At 61.1% G+C, this 20,382-nt stretch carries 17 protein-coding genes; 4 read left to right on the top strand and 13 right to left on the bottom strand.

The genetic code is table 11. The features are described from left to right. Positions 1–104: 104 nt before the first annotated feature. Positions 105–872, bottom strand: a complete 768-nt coding sequence (locus tag JJD66_RS25730) for an SDR family NAD(P)-dependent oxidoreductase (protein ID WP_198715149.1) — start codon at positions 870–872, stop codon at positions 105–107. Positions 873–1,010: 138 nt separating this feature from the next. Here JJD66_RS25730 and JJD66_RS25725 point away from each other — a divergent pair, with 138 nt between their 5' ends. Then, entirely contained in the window at positions 1,011–2,159 is a 1,149-nt protein-coding gene (locus tag JJD66_RS25725; RefSeq protein WP_200649337.1) for an aldose epimerase family protein, read from the top strand. Between the two features lie 115 nt (positions 2,160–2,274). Here JJD66_RS25725 and araH read toward each other — a convergent pair whose 3' ends face one another. From araH to JJD66_RS25690, 7 genes are read right to left on the bottom strand one after another with little or no spacing between them, the layout of a single operon-like run. Then, a complete protein-coding gene (gene araH, locus JJD66_RS25720; protein ID WP_096144710.1) occupies positions 2,275–3,243 on the bottom strand; it encodes an L-arabinose ABC transporter permease AraH in 969 nt (322 codons plus the stop codon). A gap of 9 nt (positions 3,244–3,252) precedes the next feature. Then, a complete protein-coding gene (araG, locus tag JJD66_RS25715) occupies positions 3,253–4,755 on the bottom strand; it encodes an L-arabinose ABC transporter ATP-binding protein AraG (RefSeq protein WP_200649336.1) in 1,503 nt (500 codons plus the stop codon). Beyond that, a complete protein-coding gene (locus JJD66_RS25710; protein WP_105226524.1) occupies positions 4,752–5,738 on the bottom strand; it encodes a substrate-binding domain-containing protein in 987 nt (328 codons plus the stop codon). The genes araG and JJD66_RS25710 overlap by 4 nt, the downstream gene beginning before the upstream one ends. Positions 5,739–5,776: 38 nt before the next feature. Further along, the gene (locus JJD66_RS25705; RefSeq protein WP_105226523.1) at positions 5,777–6,640 is read right to left on the bottom strand and encodes an SMP-30/gluconolactonase/LRE family protein; all 864 of its coding nucleotides are present in this window, start codon (positions 6,638–6,640) and stop codon (positions 5,777–5,779) included. 16 nt (positions 6,641–6,656) lie between these two features. Further along, positions 6,657–8,237, bottom strand: a complete 1,581-nt coding sequence (locus JJD66_RS25700; protein WP_200649335.1) for an aldehyde dehydrogenase (NADP(+)) — start codon at positions 8,235–8,237, stop codon at positions 6,657–6,659. Positions 8,238–8,247: 10 nt separating this feature from the next. Further along, a complete protein-coding gene (gene araD1, locus JJD66_RS25695; RefSeq protein WP_060763640.1) occupies positions 8,248–9,240 on the bottom strand; it encodes an AraD1 family protein in 993 nt (330 codons plus the stop codon). Positions 9,241–9,256: 16 nt separating this feature from the next. Further along, positions 9,257–10,579, bottom strand: coding sequence for an MFS transporter (locus JJD66_RS25690; protein ID WP_200649334.1), 1,323 nt, complete (start codon positions 10,577–10,579; stop codon positions 9,257–9,259). A gap of 191 nt (positions 10,580–10,770) precedes the next feature. On the opposite strand from JJD66_RS25690, the gene JJD66_RS25685 reads away from it, so the two are divergent. Together JJD66_RS25685 and JJD66_RS25680 are read left to right on the top strand one after the other, a co-directional pair. Continuing rightward, complete coding sequence (locus JJD66_RS25685) at positions 10,771–12,507, top strand: IlvD/Edd family dehydratase (protein ID WP_003190553.1); 1,737 nt, start codon at positions 10,771–10,773, stop codon at positions 12,505–12,507. 48 nt (positions 12,508–12,555) lie between these two features. Then, on the top strand, positions 12,556–13,278 hold the full coding sequence (locus tag JJD66_RS25680) for a FadR/GntR family transcriptional regulator (protein ID WP_034126739.1): 723 nt from the start codon (positions 12,556–12,558) through the stop codon (positions 13,276–13,278). Between the two features lie 7 nt (positions 13,279–13,285). On the opposite strand, the gene JJD66_RS25675 is transcribed toward JJD66_RS25680, so the two are convergent. The 3 genes from JJD66_RS25675 to JJD66_RS25665 form a co-directional block, all read right to left on the bottom strand. Then, positions 13,286–13,885 carry a hypothetical protein gene (locus tag JJD66_RS25675; RefSeq protein ID WP_034126738.1) on the bottom strand — a complete coding sequence of 200 codons (600 nt, stop codon included), beginning with the start codon at positions 13,883–13,885 and terminating at the stop codon, positions 13,286–13,288. Between the two features lie 194 nt (positions 13,886–14,079). Further along, positions 14,080–16,209, bottom strand: coding sequence for a TonB-dependent siderophore receptor (locus tag JJD66_RS25670; RefSeq protein WP_200649333.1), 2,130 nt, complete (start codon positions 16,207–16,209; stop codon positions 14,080–14,082). A gap of 205 nt (positions 16,210–16,414) precedes the next feature. After that, complete coding sequence (locus JJD66_RS25665) at positions 16,415–17,506, bottom strand: NADH:flavin oxidoreductase/NADH oxidase (protein ID WP_200649332.1); 1,092 nt, start codon at positions 17,504–17,506, stop codon at positions 16,415–16,417. Between the two features lie 90 nt (positions 17,507–17,596). On the opposite strand from JJD66_RS25665, the gene JJD66_RS25660 reads away from it, so the two are divergent. Beyond that, positions 17,597–17,896, top strand: a complete 300-nt coding sequence (locus JJD66_RS25660) for an ArsR/SmtB family transcription factor (RefSeq protein WP_003190545.1) — start codon at positions 17,597–17,599, stop codon at positions 17,894–17,896. A gap of 396 nt (positions 17,897–18,292) precedes the next feature. On the opposite strand, the gene JJD66_RS25655 is transcribed toward JJD66_RS25660, so the two are convergent. Together JJD66_RS25655 and JJD66_RS25650 are read right to left on the bottom strand one after the other, a co-directional pair. Continuing rightward, the gene (locus tag JJD66_RS25655) at positions 18,293–19,321 is read right to left on the bottom strand and encodes a GGDEF domain-containing protein (protein ID WP_200649331.1); all 1,029 of its coding nucleotides are present in this window, start codon (positions 19,319–19,321) and stop codon (positions 18,293–18,295) included. A 2-nt stretch (positions 19,322–19,323) separates the two neighbouring features. Beyond that, positions 19,324–20,175, bottom strand: a complete 852-nt coding sequence (locus JJD66_RS25650) for a hypothetical protein (protein ID WP_169922168.1) — start codon at positions 20,173–20,175, stop codon at positions 19,324–19,326. Positions 20,176–20,382 lie beyond the last annotated feature (207 nt).

Raw genomic sequence — 20,382 nt, 5'->3', positions numbered from 1 at the left:
CGACGACCTCCTCACCGACCACTTTCGCCCGCAAGACGGCACCATGCCCCGCGCTTCGTGGCGTTCCTCAGCAAGCCAGGTTACCAAGAGCCCTGTTCGCGTCGCTACACCCACCCGCCGTCGACGATAAAGTTCTGCGCCGAGCACATCGCCGAGGCATCCGAGGCCAAAAACAGCGCCATGTTGGCGATGTGTTCCGGCATCACGCTGCCGGGCAGGCACTGGCTGCGGGCGATGAGTTCCCTGGCGGCGTCGTCGACCCACATGGCCAGTTGTTTTTCGGTCATCACCCAACCCGGTACCAAGGTGTTGACGCGGATACGGTTGGGCCCCAGTTCACGCGCCAGGGCCCGGGTCATGCCGTGGGCGGCAGCCTTGCTGGCGGCGTATACGGGGTAGCCGGCAGAGGCCATCATCCAGCCCACCGAGCCCAGGTTGATGATCGAGCCGCCACCGGCCTCTTTCATCATGGGCACCACCGCCTTGGCGGCAAAGAAGGCGTGCTTGAGGTTGACCGCAATGAGCTGGTCAAACATGTGCGAGTCGATTTCTTCCAGGCTGTGGCGCACATCGTTCGCTGCATTGTTGACCAGTACCGTGATCGGACCCAGGGAATGCTCGAAGCGCCCGATCGCCGCACGGTAGCCGATCTCGTCGGTGATATCGCAGCACTCGAACTCGACACTCTGGCCTTTGGAGTTCAGCAGCGCCGCCAGGCGTTCACCCTGGCTCTGTGCACGGTCCACGAACGCCACCTTGGCACCCTGCGCGGCGAAGGCCCGCACCATGAACTCGCCAATCCCCGAAGCCCCGCCGGAAACCAGCACGGTTTTGTCCTTGAGGTCGGGATAAATCGCTTGCTGGGTAGTCATAACAATCAGTGCTCCGCTTAATTAGTCTTATTTTATTTTGCAAGAACGGCGTTAAAGGCTATAAATCTGCTGTCATATCGACAAAATATCTCAAATTAGTAGAACTATTCCAGCAAAACAACAAAAGGAAGTTCGACCATGAAGCACCCTCGATACCTGCTGTCCGGCCTCGCGCTGTCTATGCTGATCGCCAGCGGCGGCGCGCACGCAGCCGGCCTTAGCAGCGAACACAAACCCTTCGGTAAAACCAACGATGGCACCGCCGTCGAACAGTACGTGTTGCGCAACAGCCACGGCATGCAAGCCACGGTGATCACTTACGGCGGTGTGCTGCAGTCGCTCAAGGTGCCGGACAAGCACGGCAAGCTCGACGACGTGGTACTGGGCTTCGACGACGTGCAAGGCTACCAAGGCGGTACCGCGTTTTTCGGCGCCACCATCGGCCGCTTCGGCAATCGCCTGGCCGGCGGCGCCTTCGAACTCGACGGCAAACGCTACCAGGTGCCGCTCAACGACGGCCCCAACTCATTGCATGGCGGCGCCCAGGGCTTCGACAAGCAGGTGTGGCAAGCCAAATCGGTCAAGGACAAAGACTCGGTGGGAGTCACCCTCACCTACCTGTCCAAGGACGGGGAAATGGGCTTTCCGGGCAACTTGAAGACCGAGGTCACCTACCGCCTCAACGACAACAACGAACTGCACATCGACTACACCGCCACCACCGACAAACCGACGGTGCTCAACCTCACCAACCACAGCTACTTCAACCTGGCCGGCGCGGGCAACGGCGACATTCTCAAGCAGGTCGCCACCTTGCACGCCAGCCACTACACACCGGTGAATGCCACCTTGATTCCCACCGGCGAACTGGCGCCGGTCAAGGGCACGCCAATGGACTTCCTGAAGCCCAAACCCATCGGCCAGCACATCAAGGACGACCATCCGCAGCTCAAATTCGCCGAGCCGAAACAGGGTGGCTTCGACTTCAACTGGGCGCTGGATACCAAAGGGGACGTCAAGCAACTGGCCGCCGAGGTGCATGATCCTGAATCAGGACGGCGTTTGCAGCTCTACACCACAGAGCCCGGCGTACAGTTTTATACCAGCAACTTCCTCGACGGTTCGGTGAAGGGCAAAGGCGGCAAGACCTATCAGCATTGGAGCGGGTTTACTTTGGAGACCCAGCATTTTCCGGATGCGCCTAACCAACCGAGCTTTGCCTCGACCCGCTTGAATCCTGGGCAGACTTACACCCAACACACTATTTTCAAGTTCACCGCTGATTAAATTGTGGGAGCTGGCTTGCCTGCGATAGCGGTGGCACAGGCGACACAATTATTGCCTGAACCAACGCTATCGCAGGCAAGCCAGCTCCCACATTGGTTTTTCACAGCGCCTGGGCTCAGCGTTGTTTCATACGGTCGATGACCACGGCCAACAGCAGGATCGAACCACGGATCACATACTGGTAGAAGGTATCGATGTTCTTCAGGTTCATCGCATTCTCGATGATCGCCAGAATCAACACCCCGGCAATCACATGGCGGATCATGCCGATGCCGCCGCTCAGCGACACCCCACCCAGCACGCAGGCCGAGATCACCGTGAGCTCGAAGCCCTGGCCGATCATCGGCTGGCCGGAGGTCATGCGTGAAGCCAGGATTACTCCCGCCAGCGCGCCAATCAGACCGTGCACGGCAAAGATCAGGATCTTGGTGCGGTCAACGTTCACGCCCGCCAGCAAAGCCGCCTCCGGGTTACCGCCGATGGCCATGGTGTTGCGCCCATAGGTGGTGTAGTTGAGCAGCCAGCCGAAGAACAGGAAGCAAACAAGGGTGATCAGGATCGGCACTGGCACACCCAACAATTGGCCGTTGCCGAACACGAAGAATTGCTCCTGGGACACGCCTACCGCCTTGCCGTCGGCAAAGATGTAAGCCAGGCCGCGCACGATCTGCATGGTCGCCAGCGTAGTGATCAAGGCGTTGACCCGCAGTTTGGCGATCACGATGCCATTGATCAGCCCCACCATCAGGCCCATCAGCAGCGCTGCGCCAATGCCCAGCATCACGCTGTCGGTATCGCGCATCACAATCGCCGCAACCACGCCGGCGCAGGCGATCACCGAGCCTACCGACAAGTCGAAGTGCCCCGAGGCCAGGCAGAACAGCATGGTGCACGCGGCGATGCCCACAGTGGAAATAGCCAGGCCCAGACCGCGCATGTTCAGCGGCGAGAGGAAGTTATCGATCAGCAGCGCGCACAGTACGAAGATGCCCACCGCCGCCAAGAGCATCGCCCAGTTATCGAGCAATGCGCGCATATCGAGGGGTTTGCGTGCCGAGGGCAGCGCGTTGTTTTGGATAGTCATGGTCGTCTCTCAGTTCGCCAGGCCGCGTGGCAAGGCCAGTTGCAGCAGGTTGGATTCAGTCGCGTGCTCGCGCAGTTGTTCGCCGCGCAGGGCGCCTTCGCACAGCACCAGGATGCGGTCGGAGATGCCCATCACTTCCATCAGGTCGCTGGACACCACGATCACCGCAATGCCACTGGCCGCCAGGTTATGGATGATCTGGTAGATCTCCGACTTGGCGCCGATGTCGATACCCCGGGTGGGTTCGTCCAGGAGCAGGACCTTCATCGGCATCGACAACCAGCGGCCAAGGATGGCTTTCTGTTGGTTGCCGCCGGACAGGTACAGGATTTTCTGCTCGGCACTCGGCGTCTTGACCTTCATGGCCTGGATCTGCCGCTCGGCGTTACCTTTCTCCCAGCCTTCGCGCAACAGCCAGCCAAAGGTGGAATGAGCACCACGGGCGCTGATGTTGATGTTCTCAGCGACGCTGCCCAGCGGGATGATGCCCTCTTTCTTGCGATCCTCCGGACACAGCAATATCCCGGCGGCGATGGCGTCGCGGGGTGAGCGCAGTTGCAGCGCTTGCCCGCACAGTTCCAGGCTGCCGGCACTGGCGCGCTCTAACCCACTGAGCAGGCGAAACAGCTCGGTACGCCCCGCGCCCACTAGCCCGAACAGGCCCAGGATCTCGCCCTTGCGCACCTGGAAACTGATCGGTTCACGCAGGCCAGGACCGAGCAAGCCGTCGACCTTGAGCGCCACTTCGCCCTGCTCACGCGGTCGGTAATCGTAGATATCCTGGATATCGCGACCGACCATGCAGGTCACCAGCTGATCGTGGGTCAGCGTGTTCATGTCCTCGAACGTGCGCACGTAGCGACCGTCCTTGAACACCGTCACTGCGTCGCAGATACGGAACACTTCTTCCATACGGTGCGACACGTAGAGCACCACTTTGCCCTCCTCGCGCAGGCGCGTGATGATGGCCATCAAGCGGTCGATTTCCCGCGCCGAGAGGCTACTGGTCGGCTCGTCAAAGGCGATCACATGGGCGCCGCGCGACAGCGCCTTGGCGATTTCCACCAGTTGGCGCTGGCCCAGGGACAGGCGCCCGAGTTTCTCGTCGGGGTCGATTTCATCGGCCAGGCCCTTGAGGCAAGCCAGGGCCTGCTTGCGCAGCAGGCTCCGGTTGACCACGCCAAAGCGCGTGGGCAAATGCCCGAGGAACAGGTTCTCGGCCACGCTCATTTCCGGCACCAGGTGCAGCTCCTGGTGAATCACCGCCACACCGCAGGCGATGCTGTCGGCGGCGCATTTGAAGGCCATGGTCTGCGCGCCGATCTGCACCGTACCGCTGGACGGAATGTAGGCGCCGCCGAGGATTTTCAGCAGGGTCGACTTGCCGGCGCCGTTCTCACCCATCAGCGCGTGCACCTGCCCCGGGTGGGCGGTGAAGCAAATGCCATCCAGCGCCTTGACCCCGGGAAAGGTCTTGCCGATGCCGTCAAACCGCAGGGCCGCAGCGGTCATTTCCACAGCCCGATCTTGGTCAGTTCTGCCTGGAAGTTCTCACGGGTGATCAGCGTCACTTCGTCCATGGCCGTGTATTTCGGCGGCTCGGTGCCCTGGGTGACCCACTCGTACATCATCTCAGCGGTTTTGTAGCCTTCAATGTGCGGGCTGGGCAGCATCGAGCCGAAGAAGCCGCTGTTGGCTTTCTTCAATTCGCCGATGGCGTCGGTGCCATTGATGCCGATACCAATCACATTGGCTGCGGCGAAACCGGCACTTTCGGTGGCGCGCACGCCGCCGAGCACGGTGTTGTCGTTCATGCCGCCGATGATCAGGTTCTTCGCGCTACCCGGCAGCTTGACCAGGGCCGAGTTGGTGGCGTCCATGCTGCCGGGTACGTCGAGGGTTTTCAGTGGGGCGGTGAGGATGTGATCTTTAGGAATGCCAGCCTCTTCCAGCGACTTGATCGAGCCGTCGGTGCGCTTCTTACCGGTGTCGAGCTCGTTGAAGGTGTTGATCACCGCATAGGTGTCCTTCCAGTCCCAACCGCGTTTTTTCGCTTCGGCGGCCATGGCGGCGCCCTGCTTCTGGCCCACTTCAAACGCGGCCATTCCAAGGTATGGCACGTCTTCCATGAAGTTGCCCTTGGCATCGACAAAGCGGTCATCCACGGCCATCACTTTCAAACCGTTGACCTTGGCCTTGGCAACGATGGCCGGGCCCAGGGACACGTCCGGCGGGCAGATCACGAAGCCTTTGGCGCCGTTGGCGGCCAGGCTGTCGATGGCCGAGAGGGTTTTCTCGCCGTCCGGCACCGCGATCTTGATGAGTTTGAAGCCTTTGTCCTGGGCGGCTTTTTCCGCAAACGCCCATTCCGTCTGGAACCACGGCTCTTCGGCCTGCTTGACCAGAAAACCGATCTTCACTTCTTCAGCGGATACGATGCTGCTGAGGCTGCTTAACGCAACAGCGGCAGCCAGAACGCGTAGAACCTTTTTCATGAACGACACCTCTTGTTGTTGTTTTTTGAGTCTTGGGGTTAACCGGCGAAACGATGGCAAGGCTTGCCAGGAACATCGACCTCAATGGCCAATACCGCACCATCAAGGGGGTGATCCAAGGGACTCGCCGCGCTGGTGATGTACAGCGTGGTGAGATCGGGCCCACCGAACACGCAACTGGTGGGACGGCTGACCGGTAGTTCGATGATGCGATCCACCTCACCTGAGGGCGTCAGCCGCAGCAGGCAACTGCCGTCCCAGCGCGCATTCCAGATGTAGCCGTCGGCGTCCATGGCCGAGCCGTCCGGCCCGCCGCGTGTATGCGGCCCGAACCAGGCCTGGGCGGCGCCGAGTTGGCCGTCAGCCTGGATCGAATGCTGATAGAGCGTACCGTCCATGCTGTCGCCGAAATGCACCTGGCTGCCCGCCTCGTTCCAAAGCAAGGTGTTGGGAATGCCCAGGCCGGCCAGCAACGGCGTGACCCGCGCATCGGCATCGATGCGAAACAAGCCACCGGAGCGCCGGGTAATCGGCAGGTCTTCGCCCTGCTCGCCAATGTTGTTCTGCATGGTGCCCAACCACAGCCGGCCCTGGGCATCGCAACGTGCTTCATTGCCGCGGTTGCCCGTTTGCGGGTCGGCTACGCACAGCAGGGTCAAGGCTTCGGTGGCCAGGTCCAGGCGATACACGCCGCTGCTCAAGGTCACCAGCGCATCACCGCGTTCACAGGGGATGAACGCCGAGACGTGCTCGGGCAACTGCCACACCTGCAACTGCCCACCCATCAGACGCAGCGCCTGGCGGGCGGCGATATCCACCCAATACAGGGCCTGGGTCGGTACATCCCAGAACGGCCCTTCGCCCAACCGGGCACGGTGCGGGGTGACTGCGCTCAACGACATGAAGCCTCCTGATCAGTTACAGCGATTCGCGCGATGGCGTGCCATTTACCAGCCGCTGAATGCGCAAGGGGTTGGCGTTTTTCAACGCGTCGGGCAGCAGGCTATCAGGGTAGTTCTGGAAGCACACCGGGCGCAGGAAACGGTCGATGGCCAAGGTGCCGACCGAGGTGCCACGGGCGTCGGAAGTCGCCGGGTACGGCCCGCCGTGAACCATGGAATCGCACACCTCCACGCCAGTGGGGTAACCGTTGAGCAGGATGCGCCCGACTTTCTGTTCCAGCAGGGGCGTGAGTTCGGCGAACTGGTGCAGGTCGGTCGGTTCGCCGATGAGCGTGGCGGTCAATTGCCCGTGCAGCCCCTGCAAGGCGGCGCTGAGTTGGGCCTGGTCGGCCACTTCGACGAACACCGTGGTGGGGCCGAAGACTTCTTCCTGGAGCACTTCATCGCCGTCAATCAACAGACGTACATCCGCCTTGAACAGTTGCGGTTGCGCCTGGTTGCCCGATTGCGCGCTGCCCGCCAGATGCTGGATGCCCGGGTGAGACCGGAGGTTTTCCAGGCCCTTGCCGTAGCTACCCAGGGTGCCGGCATTCAGCATGGTTTGTGGCGGTTGCTCGCCGATCAATTGCGCGACCTGCTGAGTGAACGCGGTGAACGCAGGCGAGGCGATACCGATCACCAGGCCCGGGTTGGTGCAGAACTGGCCGCAGCCTTGTACCACCGACGCGGTCAGGTCACGGGCAATGCTTTCAGCGCGGGCTTGCAGCGCCTGGGGCAGCACGATCACCGGGTTGATGCTCGACATCTCGGCAAACACCGGGATCGGTTGCGGGCGCGCCGCGGCCATGTCGCAGAGGGCGCGGCCGCCTTTGAGCGAGCCGGTAAAGCCTACCGCCTGGATCGCCGGATGCTTGACCAGCGCCTCACCGACGCCTCCGCCAAAGATCATATTGAACACGCCGGCTGGCATCTCGGTGGCCTCGGCAGCGCGAATGATCGCATCGGCCACGCGCTCGGCGGTCGCCATGTGGCCGCTGTGGGCCTTGAACACCACCGGGCAACCGGCGGCCAGCGCGGCAGCGGTGTCGCCGCCAGCCGTGGAAAATGCCAGGGGGAAGTTGCTGGCGCCGAACACCGCCACCGGGCCGAGGCCGATGCGGTATTGGCGCAGGTCCGGGCGCGGCAGCGGCTGGCGCTCTGGCAAGGCCTTGTCGATACGCGCGCCGTAGAAGTCACCGCGGCGCAGCACGGTGGCGAACAAGCGCATCTGGCCGCTCGTGCGCCCGCGTTCGCCTTTGATGCGTGCGGCCGGCAAGGCGGTTTCGCGGCAGACCAGTTCGACGAAGTCATCGCCCAAGGCGTCCAGCTCATCGGCCACCGCATCCAGGAACTGCGCACGCCGTGCGGCGCTCAAGGCGCGATAGGCCGGGTAAGCCTGGGCCGCGGCCTGGGCGGCGGCGTCCACTTCCTGGGCAGTGGCCTGGTAGAAATCCTGGGGCAAGGCTTCGCCGGTGGTGGCATCGATACTTTGCAGCTTGGTGCTGCCGTTGGCGCTGCGCTGGCCGCCGATGTAGTTGTGGCCGAGGAACTGGGTCATGTTGATCTCCTTAAAGGGGGGTGACTTGGCCGGGTTCAAATGCCGCATCGCTGCTGCCGATACCGTTGATCAACGGCGCGCCGAATTCAGCCTGGCTGATCTCGAACACATCGCCCGGCTGGGTACGTATACCGTCGGCGAATGACAAGGTGGCGGTGCCGAAGAAGTGAATGTGCACATCACCCGGCTTGAGGAACTGGCTGTATTTGAAGTGGTGGTATTCGAGGTTTTCCAGGCTGTGGCACATATTGGCCTCGCCACTGAGGAATTCGTTCTGCCAGATCACCTCGCCGTTGCGCAGGATGCGGCTGGTGCCCGCCAGATGCTCGGGCAGTTCGCCCACGCGCAACTCCGGGCCATAGCTGCAACTGCGCAGCTTGGAATGGGCCAGGTACAGGTAGTTCTTGCGCTCCATCACATGGTCGGAGAACTCGTTGCCCACCGCAAAACCCAGGCGATAGGGTTTACGGTCATGCCCGATCACATAGAGGCCGCCGATTTCCGGCTCTTCGCCGGCGTCTTCGGCGAACGGCGGCACCGGGAAGGCCTGGCCCGGGCGCACGACGATGCTACCATCGCCTTTGTAAAACCACTCCGGTTGCACACCGGCCTGGCCGGCGCCTGGTTTGCCGCCCTCCACGCCCCATTTGAAGATGCGCATGGTGTCGGTCATCGCGCTGTCGTCGCCGGCCTGCTGGTGCATCTTGTCGCGGGCCGAGGCACTGCCCAGGTGGGTGAGGCCAGTGCCGCTGATCAGCATATGGGCTGGGTCCGGGTGGTCCAGCGGCGGCAGGATTTTGTGTTCCGCCAACAAGGCGGCGTAGTCATGGCTGCCGCCCAGGCCGAGGGCTTCTACCTGTTGCTGCAACTTGCCGCCGGCATCGATGGCGGCCAGCGCGAGCTCACGCACGCTGTGGGCGCCGCGCACTTCGCGTACCTGGTTGCCTTCTACCACGCCGACGCGGCGCTCACCGTTGCTCAACTCGAACTGAACTAAACGCATGCAGGTTCTCCTGGATTTAAGTACGTGTGGCGCCACGGGCGCTGGCGGCGAATTGGTCAACGGGCAGCACGTGCTTGCGTTCCAGCAAGCGGTAGACCACGAGGGTCAGCAGCAACCCGAACACCATCACACCGGATAAGAAATACAAGCCTGAGGCCAGGTTGCCGGTGTACTCCTTGAGCGCACCGATCACGAACGGGCCGATGTAGCCGCCGAGGTTGCCCACCGAGTTGATCAAGGCAATACCGGCCGCCGCACTGGCGCCGGCAAAAAAGCGCCCCGGCAGGGTCCAGAACACGGCGGTGCAGGAAAACATTGCAAACGCCGCCAGGCACAGCGCGGCCATTTGCAGCACTGGCACGTTAAGCCAGGCGCTGCAGAACAGGCCGATGGCGCCCAGTACATAGAGCACGGCGAGATGGCCGTAACGGTCGTTCAAGCGGTCGGAGCTGCGCGGGATGATCAACAGGCCGATGATGCCGAAGATATAGGGCACCGCGGAGATGAAGCCGGTGGTGAGGTCGCTGCCGCCAAACTGCTTGATCAGGGTCGGCAGCCACAAGCCGAGGCCGTAGATGCTCAAGGTCACCGGCAGGTAGAACAGCGCCAGCAGCAATACGCGCTTGTCCTTGAGCGCATGCAAAGGGTTGCCATGGCGCGTCTGGCCGTAGGCTTGCAGGTCTTTGTGCAGCTCGCCGGTGAGCCAGGCTTTTTCTTCCTCGCTCATCCAGTTGACCTGCTTCGGGCCGTCCGGCAGGTAGCGCAGCACCGGCCAGGTCAGCAGGATCGCCGGGGTGCCGATCACGATGAACAGCCACTGCCAGCCATGCAGGCCAAGGATGCCGTCCATGCCGAGCAAACCGCCGGACACCGGGCCGGTGATCATCATTGCAATAGGTTGGGAGAGGATGAACAGCCCGAGGATCTTGCCGCGATGGCGCACCGGGAACCACTGGGTGATGTAGTACAGCACGCCGGGGAAGAACCCCGCCTCCGCCGCGCCCAGCAGAAAGCGCATCACATAGAAGCTGTGCGGCCCCTGCACGAACGCCATGCCGATGGTGATGGCGCCCCAGGTGATCATGATGCGCGCAAACCAGCGCCGCGCGCCGAAGCGGTCGAGCATCAGGTTGCTGGGAATCTCAAACAGGAAATAGCCAATGAAGAACAACCCGGCACCGAGGCCATAGGCGGCGTCACCGATGCCCACGTCAGCGCCCATGTGCAGCTTGGCGAAGCCCACGGCGGAACGGTCCACGTAGGCGATCAGGTACAGCAGGATCAGGAAGGGAATCAGTTTCAGCGTGATGCGCCGAATAAGCCGCAGTTCCTGGCTCATGGGGTCGATCTCCGATTGTTGTTTTTATAGAAGCTCGGGGGACGCCTCTGGCGAAATTCGCCAGGGCCATACCTCAGTTAATATCGACTATATAGTATGACTATTTGCAAAACAACACTTCCAAAGCGGCGATTTTGCGCTTATGTTTAAGCACGCACAGAACATATAGTCATACAATAAGAGAAACGATCATGCCTGACAAAAAGCCCGGCCTACGCTCTGCCCAGTGGTTCGGTACCGCCGACAAAAACGGCTTCATGTACCGCAGTTGGATGAAGAACCAAGGCATTGCCGACCATCAGTTCCATGGCAAGCCGATCATCGGCATCTGTAACACCTGGTCGGAGCTGACCCCGTGCAATGCGCACTTCCGCCAGATCGCCGAGCACGTCAAGCGTGGCGTGATCGAGGCCGGAGGCTTCCCGGTGGAGTTCCCGGTGTTTTCCAATGGCGAATCCAACCTGCGCCCTACCGCCATGCTCACTCGCAACCTGGCGAGCATGGATGTGGAAGAAGCGATTCGCGGTAATCCGATTGATGGCGTGGTACTGCTCACCGGCTGCGACAAGACCACCCCGGCGCTGCTGATGGGCGCGGCCAGTTGTGATGTGCCGGCCATCGTGGTCACCGGCGGACCGATGCTCAACGGCAAGCACAAGGGCCAGGACATCGGCTCGGGGACGGTGGTGTGGCAGCTCAGCGAACAGGTCAAGGCCGGCACCATCACCCTGGATGACTTCCTCGCGGCCGAGGGCGGCATGTCGCGTTCGGCGGGCACTTGCAACACCATGGGCACGGCCTCCACCATGGCCTGCATGGCCGAGGCGCTGGGCACTTCCCTGCCCCACAACGCGGCGATTCCGGCCGTGGATGCACGCCGCTATGTACTGGCGCACATGTCGGGCATGCGCGCCGTGGAGATGGTGCGTGAGGACTTGAAACTGTCGAAAATCCTCACCAAGGAAGCGTTTGAAAACGCTATCCGCGTGAACGCGGCCATCGGCGGCTCGACCAACGCCGTGATCCACTTGAAAGCCATCGCCGGGCGCATCGGCGTCGAACTCGACCTGGATGACTGGACCCGCATCGGCCGCGGCATGCCGACCATCGTCGACCTGCAGCCCTCCGGGCGCTTTCTGATGGAAGAGTTCTACTACGCCGGTGGCCTGCCCGCGGTGCTGCGTCGCCTGGGTGAGGCCAACCTGATCCCCCACCCCAACGCCTTGACGGTCAACGGCAAGTCCCTGGGCGAGAACACCAAGGATTCGCCGATCTACGGCCAGGACGAAGTGATCCGCACGCTGGACAACCCGATCCGCGCCGACGGCGGCATCTGCGTACTGCGTGGCAACCTCGCGCCCCTGGGCGCGGTGCTCAAGCCTTCGGCAGCGAGCCCCGAACTGATGCAGCACCGTGGCCGCGCCGTGGTGTTCGAGAACTTCGACATGTACAAGGCACGCATCAACGACCCGGAGCTGGACGTGGATGCCAACTCGATCCTGGTCATGAAGAACTGCGGCCCCAAGGGTTACCCCGGCATGGCCGAAGTCGGCAACATGGGCCTGCCCGCCAAGCTGCTGGCCCAGGGCGTGACAGACATGGTGCGCATTTCCGATGCGCGCATGAGCGGCACCGCCTACGGCACCGTGGTGTTGCACGTGGCGCCGGAAGCCGCTGCTGGCGGGCCGTTGGCGACAGTGAAGGAAGGTGACTGGATCGAACTCGATTGCGCCAATGGCCGCCTGCACCTGGATATTCCAGACGCCGAGCTGGCAGCGCGCATGGCCGACCTGCCCCCCGCGCAGAACCTCATCGTCGGCGGCTATCGCCAGCTGTATATCGACCATGTGCTGCAAGCCGACCAGGGCTGCGACTTTGACTTCCTGGTGGGCTGCCGCGGCGCAGAAGTCCCACGGCATTCCCACTAATTGGGATGCTATGATGCGGCGAATCTAAGCCAGAGCCTCCCCGTCGTTATGGATCACCAGCCGCCCAAGCCGCGCAAGAGCCAGCATGCCCAGATCGTTCAGGACTTGGGCATGCACATCGTTTCCGGTCGCTTCAAGCCTGAAGAACGCTTGCCCATGGAAGCCACGCTGTGCGAGGAATACCAGGTCAGCCGCTCGGTATTGCGCGAAGCCACGCGGGTGCTCAGCGCCAAGGGCCTGGTGTATTCCAAGCCACGGGTGGGCGCGGTGGTACGGCCACGCTTGAAATGGCACCTGCTCGACCCGGACGTGCTGTCCTGGTTGATGCAGTCCACGCCCCACAGCGAGTTCTTCAACACCCTGGCCGGGGTGCGCCGCATTCTCGAACCGGAAATCGCCGCCATGGCCGCGACCACCGCCACCGACGAAGACATCGCCACCATCGAACAAGCCTACCAAGGCATGGAAACCGCCAAGACCCACGAGGACCTGTTACAGGCCGACCTGGACTTCCACCGCGCGATTGCCGACGCCACCCGCAACGACCTGCTCGCCTATATGTGCAACATGCTCTCGCTGCCGTTGCGCGAGTCGATCAACATCACCAACCGCCGTCCGGATATCCAGGGCCTGAGTCTGCCTCGGCACAAAGCGATCCTCACGGCGATCCAGAACCGCGATGCCCTGGGCGCACGGCATGCGTCGCTGGTGCAACTGGATGACACGCGGGTGGCGCTGGATACAGTGATGAATGTGTTGACGCCGTTGTGAGCCCGCGTCATTCCTGACTGTTATTGTTGGCCCTGGGGCAGGTGTTATCGCCCTCTTTTTTCAGCGCCAGCACGGCCTGGCGCTCGGACAGCAAGTGAGTGATGGCGCCGCCGATCGCAGCGGAAATCAACGCCAAGGCTTCTTTAGGCAGATTGATTGCCGCCCAGGTCAACCCACCGATCAGCAAGATGACAAACAGGATATTGAAACGTGACACGCCAAGTTTTATCGAGCGGACGATATCGGACGTGTCCTGCATTTTCTCGAAGCGTTTAAGGTCTTCGAACTTGCGCACCGATTCCAGAGTTTCCAGGTAATGGGTTTCGGCCCGCTTCAATTTCTTGATCACATCGGCTTCGAGCATGACCTCCTCTATCTCGATCCTGACCAGGCTGATATTGGCGCCTGGACGGCCGAGAATTTCCGAACTCAGCGAACTTTCGGCCAGCTCGGCCAGCAGATAGGTATAGGAGGTTTCGCTGATCTCCTTGGCATATTTTTGCAAGGCTGATGTGTAGCACTTGGTGGCGTACCGGGTGAACAGACGCTCGGCATCGTTGGTCTTTTTGATCAGGTCTTCAGCTTTCTCGATCAGTTCCCGTTCCATTTTTAATATCCCTATTAAGCGTGGCTTCGAAAAGCAATGAGCGCCGGCCGCTGCGCTGGCACGTTACGAGCAAACATCCCTCGATCGCCCGCCAGTGTCTACTGTCAAACCTGACAGGTGAAGCTGATGCAGGCCCCTGTGGCGAGGGAGCAATCTCCCTCGCCACCGGCCCTGCGTGGTACCGCAGCTGTTCATCACAGGGTGTAGGCGATGCCCACCTGCACGGTACGCGGTGCGCCGGGGTAGGCGTAGATATTGCCGAACGCGCCTTCTTCATAATCGCGGTTGAACAGGTTCTTCACATCCAGGTTCAAGCGCACATGCTCATTGACCTTGTAGTAGCCGAGCAGGTCGACCACGGTATAGGCGTCCATGGAGAATGCCGTATTGGCGGTCTGGCCGGCACGTTGATCGACGTACTTGCCGCCGGCGCCCAGGCCCAGGCCTTTGAGCGCGCCGTCCTGGAACTCGTAGACGTTGAGCAGGCTGAAACTGTTGCGCGGGATGTTCATCAAGCGTGTGCCGGAGCGCAACGTGTTATCACGGGTGACTTCGGCATCTACATAGGCGTAACCGCCGATCACGCGCCATTCGGGCGTGAGGTTGCCTGCCACATTGAGGTCGAAGCCCCGACTGCGCACCTGGCCGGCCGCGACACTGAAGGTATTGTCCACGGGATCAGTGGTCAGCACGTTCTTCTTCTCGATCTGATAGATCGCCGCATCCACGCTCAACTGCCGGTCCAGCGCCTCCCACTTGATACCCATCTCGTAGGACTTGCCTTTCTCCGGCGCAAAACCACCGCCTTCGCGGCTGGCGCCGGTGTTGGGCTTGAACGAACGCGCGGCATCGGCATAGACCGCGACGGTGTCGGTGAGGTCGTAGATCACACCCACGCGCGGGGTGACGGCGTTGTCGGCGGCCTGCCAGCTTTTACCTACATAGTTCTGGTAGTCATGCTCGAACCGCTCAAAGCGAGCACCGGCCAGTACTTTCAGCCGCTCAGTGAGGGCGACCTGGTCCTGTACAAAAGCGGCGTAGGTCTTGAGGTTTTCTTTGTCGTGGGTCGGCGTACGGGTCAGTGCCGGACGGGGTTGACCGTACACCGGGTCAAAGATGTCAATTGGATAGGTGCCCGCTGCGGCGCTGGAACGCTGGATAATTGACTTGTAGTCGTAGTCCTCGTACTCGATACCGGTGAGCAAGGTGTGATCGAAGCCGCCAGTGGAGAAGTGCCCGGTCAGGTTGAGCTGATAGTCCTTGTCGGTCCATTCCAGCTTGCGGTAGTTGAAGTTGCGTTGCAGGGTGCGGCCATCAGCGCCCAGGCTGCCCGGCCCGTTGGCTTCGATGGCATTGCCTTTCAAACTGCCATCCAACCACTGGAAACCGCCGCCCAGGGTCCAGTTGTCGCTCAGTGCATGCTCGAAACGCAACTGCGCCATGTTGTTGTCGTTGTGCAGCTTGCCAGCGTCCTTGTCGCCCCAGAACGTATCACGCGAGGGCGTGCCGCGCTGGTTGGGGAAGCGCGTCAGGCCACGGTCGAGCGGGTGGTTGTTGCGCATGAAGTCGCCTTCGAAGGTCACCTTGGTGTCATCGGTGGCCTGCCAGGTGATTACCGGCGTCACGCCGTAGCGTTCCGTCTCGACGTGATCGCGGAAGGTGTCGCCGCCCTCGCCCACTACGTTCAGGCGATAGGCCAGGCGGCCTTCCTCGTCCAGCGGGCCGGAGGCATCCAGGGTGCCGCGCTTCATGCCCTGGTCATTGAGCTGGCTGCCCAGGGTGACGGTGCGTTCGGCCAGCGGTTGCTTGGACACCACATTGAAGGTGCCGCCTGGGTCGCCACGGCCGTAGAGCATGGTCGCGGGGCCGCGCAGCACTTCCAGACGCTCGATGGTGTTGGCGTCCGGCATGTTCGGGTAACCGCGGTTGATCGGGAAACCGTTGCGGTAGAACTCACCGGTGGTGAAGCCGCGTACGGTAAAGGTGGTCAGGCCCTGGCCGCCAAAATTGTTGGCACGGCCCACGCCGCCGGCGTAATCGAGGGCATCCTGCAAGCGTGTTGCACCGAGGTCTTCGACCACGTCCTTGGACACTACGCTGATGGACTGCGGGGTTTCATGAATGGCGGTGTCGGTGCGCGTCGCACTGGCTGAGCGTGTGGCGTGGTAGCCCTGCACGGGGCCTTGGGCCGACTCAAGGTCCGCGGTGGCGGTCACATTGGTCGCTTGCAGCTCGATACTGGTGTTCTCGGCAGGTGCCTGCTCTGCCCACGCGAAGGGGGAAAACGCCTGGAGCACACAGATGGAAATCAGGGTACGACGCATGGGTGTAGAACCTAGTGAATGAGCCAGATGGGACGGCAAACCTGCCAAGAATTCGCCGCGCATCATATATCAAGGCATTCTCGTTTGATATCGGTTCTCATTTGTTATTTTTCACGTATCTGCTGTGTCTCCAGTGGGTAACGCAAAAACCACAGGCGAAAAAAAGCCACTCAATCGAGTGGCTCATGCAACGCGCAGGCATACCTCAGCGATAGCGTTCCAGCCAGTGCGCGTAAGGCGCCGGCAAGGTCCAGGAGGACCTGTCAACGCCCAGTTCCTTGGCGGCAAAGTAGGCCCAGTGCGGGTCAGCCAAATGTGCGCGCCCCACCGAGACCAGGTCCAGGTGCCCGGCCTGCAGTGCGCCTTGCGCCAGCTGCGGCGTGCCGAAGCCCCAGGCCGAGGTCACCGGAATACCGGCTTCACGGCGTACACGCTCAGCAATCGGGCCCATGAAGGCCGGGCCCCATGGGATGTTGGTGTCAGGAATGGTAAAGCCGACGCTGACGCTCAGCAGGTCCAGGCCACCGTCCTTGAAACGGCGGGCCAGTTCGATGGACTCGGTGAGGGTCTGCTCATCACGGCCGTCGTATTCGATCACACCGAACCGGGCGGTGAGCGGCAGGTTTTCCGGCCAGACTTCACGCACCGCAGCCAGGGTTTCGAGGAGGAAGCGGCTGCGGTTGTCGAAGCTGCCACCGTAGGCATCGGTACGCTGGTTGGAATGCTCAGAGAAAAAGCTCTGGCCCAGGTAGCCGTGGGCAAAGTGCAGCTCGATCCATTCAAAGCCGGCATCGCGAGCGCGGCGAGCCGCGTCGACGAAGTCCTGCTGCACGCGGGCAATGTCTTCCAGGGTCATGGCACGCGGTACGTTGGGCAAGTTGGCGCCAAACGCGATGGCAGAGGGGGCGATAGTTTCCCAGCTACGGGGATCGGAGGCCGGGATGTGGTCATCACCTTCCCAGGGGCGATTGGCACTGGCTTTGCGACCGGCGTGGGCGATCTGAATGCCCGGCACCGAACCGGCGGCCTTGATGGCCTTGACCATGGGCACGAATGCCTGGGCGTGGGCGTCGCTCCAGATCCCGGCGCAGCCTGGGGTGATGCGTCCTTCAGGGGCGACCGCGGTGGCCTCGACTACCAGCAGGCCGGCGCCACCACGGGCCATGCCGGCCAGGTGGACGTGGTGCCAGTCGTTAACCATGCCGTCGTCGGCCATGTATTGGCACATCGGGGGGATAGCAATGCGATTGCGCAAGGTCACATCTTTGAGTTTGAACGGTTCGAACAAAGCCGACATTGAGAACTCCAGGAAGGGGTGGGTGATTCGATAGTTCGATGGTAATCGAACTATGGTATTGAACGCTACCCCCCTGTTATGATCCGCCCCATGCGAGCCTTCAAACACCCTACCCCGCAAGAATTGACGCTTGAGCGTGTGCTGTACGCCTTGAGCGACCCCGTGCGCCTGGACATCGTGCGCTACCTGGCCAACGTGCCAGAGGCCACCTGTGGCGAACTCGACGGGGGGCGTCCCAAGTCCAGCATGTCCCATCACTTCCGGGTATTGCGCGATGCCGGCCTGGTGCACACCCGCAATGTGGGCACCACCCATATGAACTCGTTGCGCCGTGACGAGCTGGAAAGCCGCTTCCCTGGGTTGCTGGCCAGCGTGTTGTCACAACACTAGACGCATAACTTCGGCGCGACGCCGGGCCTGTGGCGAGGGAGCTTGCTCCCGTAACGGCCTGACAGCCGGCGCTGATCTAGCTGACGCACCGCGATCCAAATGTGGGAGCTGGCTTGCCTGCGATGGCGGCCTGACAGTCGCCCCATATCTACCTGACACCCCACAATCCAACTGTGGGAGCGGGCTTGCTCGCGAAGGCGGCCTGACAGCCGGCACAGTTATACCGAGTACATATCCATTCCTGCGGTAACAGCCACTTTCCGCCAGCGTGGTTTAACGGGGCGCTTAAGATCAAAAGCAGATCAAGATCAAGAGCGGCTCGCTTCGCATCGTGGTTAGCGTTGGCTGCTGCAACTTGGAAAGTTGTGCAGATACCTTTGCACTAGACGCCAAGCCTCAGGACAAGACCGCCTTTAGCAGCGCGCCGTCCAGGTGCACACAATCCTTGCCATTGCGCTTGGCGCCGTACAGGTTCTTGTCCGCCATCTTGAGTACGGCCGACAACTCGTCGCCCGGCGAAAAACGCGCCATCCCCGCACTGCAGGTGTAATGGTGGGGCGCAGGCACACTGCTGCGGATCGCTTGCAACAAGTCCAGGGCATAATCACAGGCCACCTCCACATCGTCGCCCTGCAATAACACGCCGAACTCTTCCCCGCCGATCCGTCCAAAGCTGTGGCTGCCCTTGGCATTTTTCAGGCAAAGGGCCATGGCGCGCAGAATCTTGTCCCCCACGTCGTGGCCATACAGATCGTTTTTTTCTTTGAAACTGTCGATATCCAACATGATGAAGTAGCCGCCCCGCTCCCCACCGAGCAACTTCTCGAAGCTCTGCATAAAGGCGCGCCGGTTGAGGATGGAGGTCAGGTAGTCGGTCTCGGCCAAGGCGCGAAACTCGCTTTCCACCAGCAATACCGAACGCAGGTTCTTCAAGTAGGAATAACTCAAGATAAACCCGATGGACACCGACGCCGCGCAGAACAGCAGCAAATACACCTCGGTGCCAACGTATATATCCGCCTGCATGGGTGGCCACAGGATCAGCCAGATCAATAGCGCATCGGCCAGGTAATCCTGGACACTGATAAACAAGATCGCGCTGCCCACCACCAGAGTCACGGCCAACGGCAGGCCATAGATACGCAACTCTTTGTTCATATGAATCAGATAAGCGAAGCCGACGGACAACAACACCATATAGGTGACCCCCAGCACTCGCCAGAGCAGAAAGTTCGTGGTGGTAGCATGTACCCGGCAAACAATCAGCAGGCCCACCGTGACGCCCAACATATAAAAATTCAACTTCAGGGCCGCAGGAATCAGGAGCATGCCGACCCAGGCAATAATCCCTACCCCTTCGGCTTGGGTCACCGCAGGTGACAACAAACTGCGCATTCTGGGCCGCAACTTCAAGTTAGCAGGCATCCTTACGCTCCCATCTCAATAGCATGCAGGCCCATCGCAAATGAAAAGGCCATGAACCGCTTTACCAGGCTGGCAAAGGGTGGCAGAACTTCCAGCCGGGTTTTGGAGTGGGCTTTGAAATAACCCTTTTCAACCCCCTCCTGCACCATACGGATAATGTGGGTCTTGGACACGGAAAGTTGCTTGGCCAAGGCCAGGTAGGAAGACGACCGGAAGGTGGCGCGGTCGTTCTCAGGGGCAAAGGCGTCGTTGTAGATCGCCAGCATCAACAGATGGCCGGCGTCGCGCTTCACCAGCCAATAACATTCGGGCAGCAAAACATCCACCGTCAATTCGGCGGCGAGAATCATGGCGAAGCCTTTGAAATAGAGCGCCAGGAACTCGCGATCATCCAGGTCCCGCATCTGCCGGAACACTTCCCTTTCGGGATAGAGCAGCGCCAACGACTCCGTGAGGGCGGTGAGCATCAACCGCGCTTCGCGGCAGGCTTCATCCGAGGGTGCATACACCCTGAAGCGACTGTCTTCGGGGTGCGGCGCAACCTCCATGAAACCCAGGGCCCGGAACAGCAAAAAAATCGATTCCAGGCTGTTTTTCGAACAATATTTGCGCGTTACGCACAAGGCTTTAACTTCTGCCAACAACGGCAGCGGTGTGGAAAAGTATTGGCTCAATAATGCAAACGACACCATCAAGCGGCTGTATTTAAGGGCACTCTTGTAGAAAAACGGTCGTCTCGAATAGGGCACGAGCAGCACGTGGTAATGCGCTCTCATGCACGATTCAAAATCCTTATGACGTTCGAGCGCTTGCGCGGTATTACACATAGCCAACTTCAACGAACTGACACGCATGAAAGAGCCCTGATCATCCAACTTGATGCCACTGATCTCAGCTACGAAATCCCTGCAGCCCGGCCCCAAAACAAATCACTTGGCGGCCGCGAAAACTGAGTGCAACACCTGACCTTTCCGGTACGGTGCTGCCCCTATGTCCTATTCCGAACTCAGCGTCGAAGAGCGCGCCATCATTCAACTCAGTCAAGCTCAAGGCTTCAGCCT

Source organism: Pseudomonas sp. MF6751 (assembly GCF_016613265.1).
Lineage (GTDB): Bacteria > Pseudomonadota > Gammaproteobacteria > Pseudomonadales > Pseudomonadaceae > Aquipseudomonas > Aquipseudomonas fluorescens_BV.
The sequence above is the reverse complement of the archived record's forward strand: the minus strand, read 5'-3'. Positions and strand labels throughout refer to the sequence as shown.